The sequence below is a fragment of the Pseudoalteromonas sp. TAE56 genome, assembly GCF_000497955.1.
Taxonomy (GTDB): domain Bacteria; phylum Pseudomonadota; class Gammaproteobacteria; order Enterobacterales; family Alteromonadaceae; genus Pseudoalteromonas.
In genome coordinates this window covers 1-7,113 of record NZ_AUTN01000050.1, presented here as the reverse complement: position 1 = coordinate 7,113, position 7,113 = coordinate 1, and the positions used below count along the sequence as shown (strand labels likewise).

7 protein-coding genes are annotated in these 7,113 nt (G+C 43.1%); 3 read left to right on the top strand and 4 right to left on the bottom strand.

Going from position 1 to position 7,113, the window contains the following annotated elements:
• From L656_RS0101790 to L656_RS0101775, 4 genes are all read right to left on the bottom strand, one after another.
• The coding region (locus L656_RS0101790; protein ID WP_024597974.1) for an enoyl-CoA hydratase-related protein at positions 1 to 311 on the bottom strand (311 nt) is incomplete at its 3' end.
• 10 nt (positions 312 to 321) lie between these two features.
• Positions 322 to 1,479, bottom strand: a complete 1,158-nt coding sequence (locus tag L656_RS0101785) for an acyl-CoA dehydrogenase family protein (RefSeq protein ID WP_024597973.1) — start codon at positions 1,477 to 1,479, stop codon at positions 322 to 324.
• Positions 1,480 to 1,651: 172 nt separating this feature from the next.
• On the bottom strand, positions 1,652 to 3,142 hold the full coding sequence (locus tag L656_RS0101780; protein WP_024597972.1) for a CoA-acylating methylmalonate-semialdehyde dehydrogenase: 1,491 nt from the start codon (positions 3,140 to 3,142) through the stop codon (positions 1,652 to 1,654).
• A gap of 138 nt (positions 3,143 to 3,280) precedes the next feature.
• Entirely contained in the window at positions 3,281 to 4,462 is a 1,182-nt protein-coding gene (locus tag L656_RS0101775) for a thiolase family protein (RefSeq protein ID WP_024597971.1), read from the bottom strand.
• A gap of 330 nt (positions 4,463 to 4,792) precedes the next feature.
• Here L656_RS0101775 and L656_RS0101765 point away from each other — a divergent pair, with 330 nt between their 5' ends.
• The 3 genes from L656_RS0101765 to L656_RS0101755 all read left to right on the top strand — a co-directional run.
• Entirely contained in the window at positions 4,793 to 5,227 is a 435-nt protein-coding gene (locus tag L656_RS0101765; RefSeq protein ID WP_024597970.1) for a MerR family transcriptional regulator, read from the top strand.
• 57 nt (positions 5,228 to 5,284) lie between these two features.
• Positions 5,285 to 6,460, top strand: coding sequence for an isovaleryl-CoA dehydrogenase (locus tag L656_RS0101760; RefSeq protein ID WP_024590171.1), 1,176 nt, complete (start codon positions 5,285 to 5,287; stop codon positions 6,458 to 6,460).
• Positions 6,461 to 6,470: 10 nt separating this feature from the next.
• The coding region (locus tag L656_RS0101755) for a carboxyl transferase domain-containing protein (protein WP_024597969.1) at positions 6,471 to 7,113 on the top strand (643 nt) is incomplete at its 3' end.

Genomic DNA, 7,113 nt, shown 5'->3' with positions numbered 1-7,113 from the left:
ACCGACACGCCTCTAAAATTAGTAAGCGCTTCAAATGCTTCACCAAATACACGCGACATATCAGCAGCTACGCCTTTATCGCCACATGCAAATACGTTTAGGTCGGCACCCGCGCTAAAAAACTTCTCGCCTTCGCCAGTCAGTACTAAGGCATAAATATTTTTATTATTATTAAGCGCGTTAACGGTATTTTTTAAATCAACTAGGGTGTCTTTTGTCCAGGTGTTTGCTGGCGGGTTAGACATAGTTAAAATTGCAACATGACCTTCGGTAGTTAGTTCAATACTCGGATTAGATTTAGATTCTGACATACATTGCTCCTTATAAAACGTCGCTTGCAGACTCAGCCAAAATACGGCGCGCAATAATTACACGCATGATTTCGTTAGTGCCTTCTAAAATTTGATGAACACGTACATCACGTACATGGCGCTCAAGCGGGTATTCTTTTATGTAACCGTAACCACCATGAATTTGCAGTGCGTCGTTACACACAGTAAAGCCAACATCGGTAGCAAAGCGTTTAGCCATGGCGCAGTAAGTGGTTTTTTCAACGTCGTTATTATCAAGTTTAAATGCAGCAAGCCTAACCATTTGCCGCGCGGCTACAAGCTCGGTGTTCATATCGGCAATTTTAAATTGTAACGCTTGAAACGCAGCGAGTGGCTTACCAAATTGGGTGCGTTCTTTTAAATATTCACGGGCGGTATTAAGCGCTGCTTGGGCTGTACCAATTGAACATGTGGCAATGTTAATTCGACCGCCATCAAGGCCTTGCATCGCAAATTTAAAGCCTTCGCCCTCTGACCCTAATAAGTTATGCGCAGGAATGCGGACATCTTCAAAGCTAATTAGGCGTGTAGGTTGTGCGTTCCAACCCATTTTTTCTTCTGCTTTGCCGTATTCAACACCTTTTGCGTCGGCCGGGACTACAAATGCCGAAATACCCGCAGCACCTTCGCCGCCTGTACGTGCCATTACAACTAATACTTCGGTTTCGCCAGCGCCCGATATAAACATTTTTGAGCCGTTAATAACGTACTCATCACCCTCAAGCACGGCTTTTGTTTTAAGTGATGCGGCGTCTGAGCCAGAGCCAGGCTCTGTTAAACAATAAGAGGCAAGTAGCTCGCCCATTACTAATTGCTCTACGTATTTGTCTTTAACGGCATCGGTGCCAAAACTTGCTACCATCCACGTGGCCATATTATGAATGGTTAACATGGCCGTAGTTGCTGTACAGCCCATAGCAAGCTGTTCAAAAATAATGCTCGAATCTAAACGAGATAAACCAAGGCCACCCGCTTTCTCTGGCGTGTATAAACCACAAAAACCAAGCTCACCTGCTGCTTTAATCGTGTCTTTAGGAAAAATATGTTCGCGATCCCACTTTGCTGCATAGGGTGCGAGTTCTGACTCGGCAAATTGACGTGCAGTTTGCGCAAAGGCTTGTTGATCTTCTGATAAGTTAAAGTCCATGGTAGAGACCTCTTTAGTTGTGTGTTTGTTGTTGTGTGTTTGTTGCGTGTCGCTTTCCCATTAAGGGGATAGTTAGTGACGAGCAGCGAAGACTTATGTGTGTTGTGTGTGAAGTAGCCTTCGCGCCCATCTTTTTTATTATTAGTTATTCAGTTATTCGTTTTAATCATGATTACTTTAAGTTAATGCTCATGTTTGGACCCGACGCAATGTCGTCTTCAAACCAACGTGAGGTAATCGTTTTAGTTTCTGTGTAAAAACGAATACCTTGTTTACCATACGTGTGTGTATCGCCGTAAAACGAGCCTTTCCAACCGGTGAACGAAAAGAACGGAAGTGGTACCGGAATTGGCACATTAATACCTACTTGGCCTACTTCAATTTCGTGTTGAAATTTACGAGCCACTGCGCCGCTTGACGTAAATAACGAGGTACCGTTACCGTATGGGCTGTCGTTAATAAGTGCGATTGCTTCATCAAGCGTGTCTACAAACATACACGCTAGCACGGGGCCAAATATTTCTTCTTTGTATAAATCCATTTCTTTGGTTACGTCAGTAAATAACGTTGGACCAACCCAGTTACCTTGCTCAAACCCTTCAACTGTAAAGTCAGAGCCATCAATTAAACAGGTAGCGCCTTGCTCTTTACCACCAGCAATAAGCGATAAAATACGCGATTTTGCTGCTTTTGAGGTTTGTGGTCCGTATGCTGCATTTGCATCATCCCACACGCCTGGGCGTACATTTTCAAAGCCTGCTTTAATTTCGTCTACCCATTCACTTGCCTGACCTACAAATACAGCAACCGAAATACCCATACAACGCTGGCCAGCAGCGCCGACCGATGCGCCTACTAGGTTGTTTACAACGTGCGATTTACTTGCATCAGGCATAATAACCATGTGGTTTTTAGCGCCAACACACGCTTGCACACGTTTAAGATTTTGTGTGCCTTTAGAATAAATATAAGCACCTACGCCACATGAGCCAACAAACGAAATAGCGCGTACTGCTTTGTCTTCTAGTAAGCGATCTACTTGTGGTTTTGTACCGTGTACAACTTGTAAGACACCTTTTGGTGCGCCGGCTTCAATAAATAGCTCTGCTAAACGCATTGGTGTAAGTGGATCTTGCTCAGACGGTTTTAAAATAAAGGTGTTACCACACACAATAGCAAGCGGGAACATCCAAAGTGGGATCATTGCAGGGAAGTTAAACGGGGTAACACCTGCACACACGCCAAGTGGCTGCATGTAAGAATACGTATCGATTTTGCGCGCTACGTTTTCCATTGTTTCACCCATCATTAATGATGGAGCGTTAGCGGCTTGTTCTACTACTTCAATACCACGCCAAACATCGCCTTTTGCATCTTCAAATGTTTTACCCAATTCGTGGCAAATAATGGTAGCAAGCTCATCATGGTGTTCTTTTAATAGCGCTGCGTACTTCATCATAATGCGAGCACGTTCAGTAATGGGTACGTCTTTCCATGTTTTAAACGTCTCTGAAGCTGAGGCAATTGCCGCGTCCATTTCTGACTCTGTGGTACATGGCACTTGTGCAAGTACTTCTTGAGTTGCTGGGTTTATAACATCGATAAGCTCTTTTGACGCTGATTGAATAAATTCGCCATTAATAAGTAGTGGTACTTGGTGCATGATTAAATCCTAGTGTGTGAGTTGTGTGTTCTCTTTTGAAATTGGTAGCGCCGCTTTATTAGTATTATTAGTGCAGCGCTTTTATAGTTATTAATTTAGGTATTCGTTTAACTATTCATGTTGCTGTTAAATACCTAATTAGTAAGCTGCTACAGCCATAGCAACCGCTTCACCACCACCAATACATAAAGACGCAATGCCTTTTTTAAGGCCTCGGTTTTTAAGGGCATGAATAAGCGTTACTAAAATACGCGCGCCGCTTGCACCAATTGGGTGGCCAAGTGCACATGCACCGCCATTAACGTTTACTTTGCTTTCATCAAGTTTTAACTCGTTAATAGCCAGCATGGTTACCATGGCAAATGCTTCGTTAATTTCCCAAAGGTCAACATCGTTTACAGACCAACCTGCTTTTTCAAGCACGCTGTTCATAGCCCCTACTGGCGCAACTGTAAATTCACTTGGTTTTTGAGAATGAGTACTGTGCGCTACAATTTTACAAAGCGGTGTTAAGCCCTGCTCTTTTGCTTTTGATTCGCTCATTAATATAAGCGCCGCGCCACCGTCTGAAATTGACGATGAATTAGCCGCTGTAATGGTGCCATCTTTTTTAAAGGCTGCACGTAGGCTTGGAATTTTTTCTGGGCGGGCGTTACCTGGTTGTTCATCAATAGATACTGTTACATCACCTTTACGTGTTTGCATCGTATGCGGTGCAACTTCGTTATCGAAGCTACCGTTTTCTATAGCGGCTTTTGCTTTACTTAATGAGCCCAGTGCAAACGCATCCATTTGCTCGCGGCCAATGCCGTACTCGTCAGCGGTGTCTTGTGCAAAACAGCCCATTGCTTTGTTATCGTAGGCGTCTTCAAGGCCGTCGCTCATCATGTGATCTTTTATTTCGCCATGACCCATTCGCATTCCACCACGTGCTTTTGGAATAAAGTATGGTGCGTTTGTCATGCTTTCCATGCCACCGGCAATAGCAGATTGAATAGAGCCCGCTTTAATTAAATCATTTGCAAGCATGGCTGCTTTTAAACCAGAGCCACATACTTTGTTAATTGTTGTAGCACCCGTGCTAAGTGCAAGGCCTGCTTTTAACATTGCTTGGCGAGCAGGCGCTTGCCCAAGGCCTGCTGGTAATACACAGCCCATAATTACTTCGTCTATTGCGTTATTAGCTAAACCAGTTTGGGCAAGTGCGCTGGCAATGGCGGTTGCGCCAAGCTCGGTAGACTGCGCATCACTTAACGCTCCCATAAAACCACCCATTGGGGTACGTTTTGCTGCTACAATTACCACTGATTCTAAAGTCATGACTAACTCCGTTGTAATTTAATGCAAATAGTTGTTAGTATATTTGCTCTATTAATTTAGTATTCATTTATTATTTAATACTCATACACAATACTAACGTTTACGCCAACGTCAACTAAAAACAGCTTAATTTTTAGTTTTAAAAGTGTAAGCATTATTTTCCAGTTGTAGACCAACACTGAGTAAATTAAATTAAATCATTGAATATTAAAAGTATAAATTAAAATTTCACACCAACACTCCTTTGTAAATAGTTTCAAACCACACCAAGCTTTACCTTTACGTAAACTTCACTTATATTGGAGTTATTCGAATGAGGTAAATACAACTATGAAACCAGATAATCAAACAAACTTTGCAAGCTCAGCCAATATACCGGCCAGTAATGAACAAACATTTAGCATTAGCGAACTCGCTAAAGAGTTTGACATTACTACCCGCTCTATTCGTTTTTACGAAGACCAAGGGTTAATAACTCCAGAACGTAACGGTCAAACCCGTATTTATTCAAAACGCGACAAAGTGCGTTTAAAACTAATATTACGTGGTAAACGATTGGGCTTTACATTGGCCGAAACGGGTCGTTTGTTTGAACTGTACGACGCAGATAAATCAAGCGCTAAGCAGTTGGTTACCATGCTTGACCTTATTTCAGAAAAAAAATCCGACCTATCTCAACAAATGGACGACATTAAAGTTGTTCTTATGGAGTTGGTAACGGCCGAGCGCCGCTGCAGAGACACATTAAACAAAATAGACGAGTAAGTTTATTTTAAAAATAACAACACACTGACAACACACATCCCCACACAGGACTGAATCATGAGCACTATTTCACTATATAAAGAAATGAACTTTGGCCTTGGCGAAACTGCCGATATGATCCGCGACCACGTAAACAGTTTTGCAAGCCAGGAAATTGCCCCGCTTGCTGAAAAAACTGACTTAGATAACGCTTTTCCAAATCAACTTTGGGCACAAATGGGCGAAATGGGCGTACTAGGTATGACCGTATCTGAAGAACTTGGCGGCGCAGGATTAGGTTACTTAGAACATGTAATTGCCATGGAAGAAATTAGCCGTGCAAGTGCCTCTATTGGCCTAAGCTATGGCGCGCATTCAAACCTGTGTGTTAATCAAATCAACCGTAACGGCACACAAGCTCAAAAAGAAAAATACTTACCAAAGCTTATTAGTGGTGAACATATTGGCGCCCTAGCAATGAGCGAGCCTAATGCGGGCTCTGACGTTGTATCGATGAAACTCAAAGCCGAAAAAAAAGGCGATAAGTACATTTTAAACGGCAATAAAATGTGGATCACCAATGGCCCAGATGCACACACACTAGTTATTTACGCTAAAACAGATTTAAACGCCGGCGCTAAAGGCATTACTGCGTTTATTGTTGAGAGCAACTTCCCTGGTTTTTCAACGGCGCAAAAGCTAGACAAACTGGGCATGCGTGGCTCAAACACCTGTGAACTTGTATTTGAAAACTGTGAAGTGCCAGAGGAAAACATTTTAGGTAACTTAAACGAAGGCGTTAAAGTACTTATGAGTGGCCTTGATTACGAACGCGTAGTACTTGCAGCAGGCCCGCTTGGCATAATGCAAGCGTGTATGGACATAGTAGTTCCTTACATTCATGAGCGTAAACAGTTTGACACCCCTATTGGTCAATTTCAGTTAATTCAGGGCAAAGTAGCCGACATGTATACACAAATGAATGCTGCGCGCTCATATGTGTATACGGTAGCTCGCTCTTGTGACCGTGGCGAAACAACCCGTAAAGATGCAGCCGGTGCTATTTTATACGCCGCAGAGCTTGCAACTAAAATGGCGCTTGATGCGATTCAAATTTTAGGTGGCAATGGCTACATAAATGAATACGCCACAGGCCGCTTGCTGCGTGACGCTAAATTATACGAAATTGGTGCAGGTACATCTGAAATACGCCGCATGCTTATTGGTCGCGAACTTTTCACTGAAAGCCGTTAAGGATTAAACCATGACGATTTTAAAATCGAGCGTTAACCCTCACGATCCAACGTTTGTGCAAAACCATAAAAACATGTCGGCGCTGGTGGACGATTTACGCAGTAAGGTAGCAACAATTAGCCAAGGCGGAGGCGCTGCATTAAAGGAGCGCCACGAAGGCCGTGGTAAATTATTTGTACGCGATCGTATAAGTACGTTAATTGACGAAGGCTCACCGTTTTTAGAAATTTCACAATTTGCTGCCTTTGGTGTATACGAGCAAGCAATACCGTGCGCCGGTGTTGTAGCTGGTATTGGCCGTGTAAAAGGCATTGAATGCATGATTATTGCAAACGATGCCACGGTTAAAGGCGGTACGTATTTTCCGCTTACCGTTAAAAAGCATTTACGTGCACAAGACATCGCAGAGCGCTGCCACTTACCTTGTATTTATCTTGTTGATTCGGGCGGTGCTAACCTGCCAGAGCAAGATGATGTATTTCCCGACAAACTGCATTTTGGTCGTATTTTTTACAATCAAGCCCGTATGTCGGGTAAAGGTATCCCACAAATTGCCGTGGTAATGGGGTTATGTACCGCAGGTGGTGCGTACGTACCTGCAATGGCAGACGAAAGCATTATTGTCAAAGATCAAGGCACTATATTTTTAGCAG

What these genes read in the sequence shown, in the direction of transcription:
- L656_RS0101785 (WP_024597973.1), bottom strand. Translation starts at nt 1,479, where the DNA reads ATGGACTTTAACTTATCAGAAGATCAACAAGCCTTTGCGCAAACTGCA.
- L656_RS0101780 (WP_024597972.1), bottom strand. Translation starts at nt 3,142, where the DNA reads ATGCACCAAGTACCACTACTTATTAATGGCGAATTTATTCAATCAGCG.
- L656_RS0101775 (WP_024597971.1), bottom strand. Translation starts at nt 4,462, where the DNA reads ATGACTTTAGAATCAGTGGTAATTGTAGCAGCAAAACGTACCCCAATG.
- L656_RS0101760 (WP_024590171.1), top strand. Translation starts at nt 5,285, where the DNA reads ATGAGCACTATTTCACTATATAAAGAAATGAACTTTGGCCTTGGCGAA.
- L656_RS0101765 (WP_024597970.1), top strand. Translation starts at nt 4,793, where the DNA reads ATGAAACCAGATAATCAAACAAACTTTGCAAGCTCAGCCAATATACCG.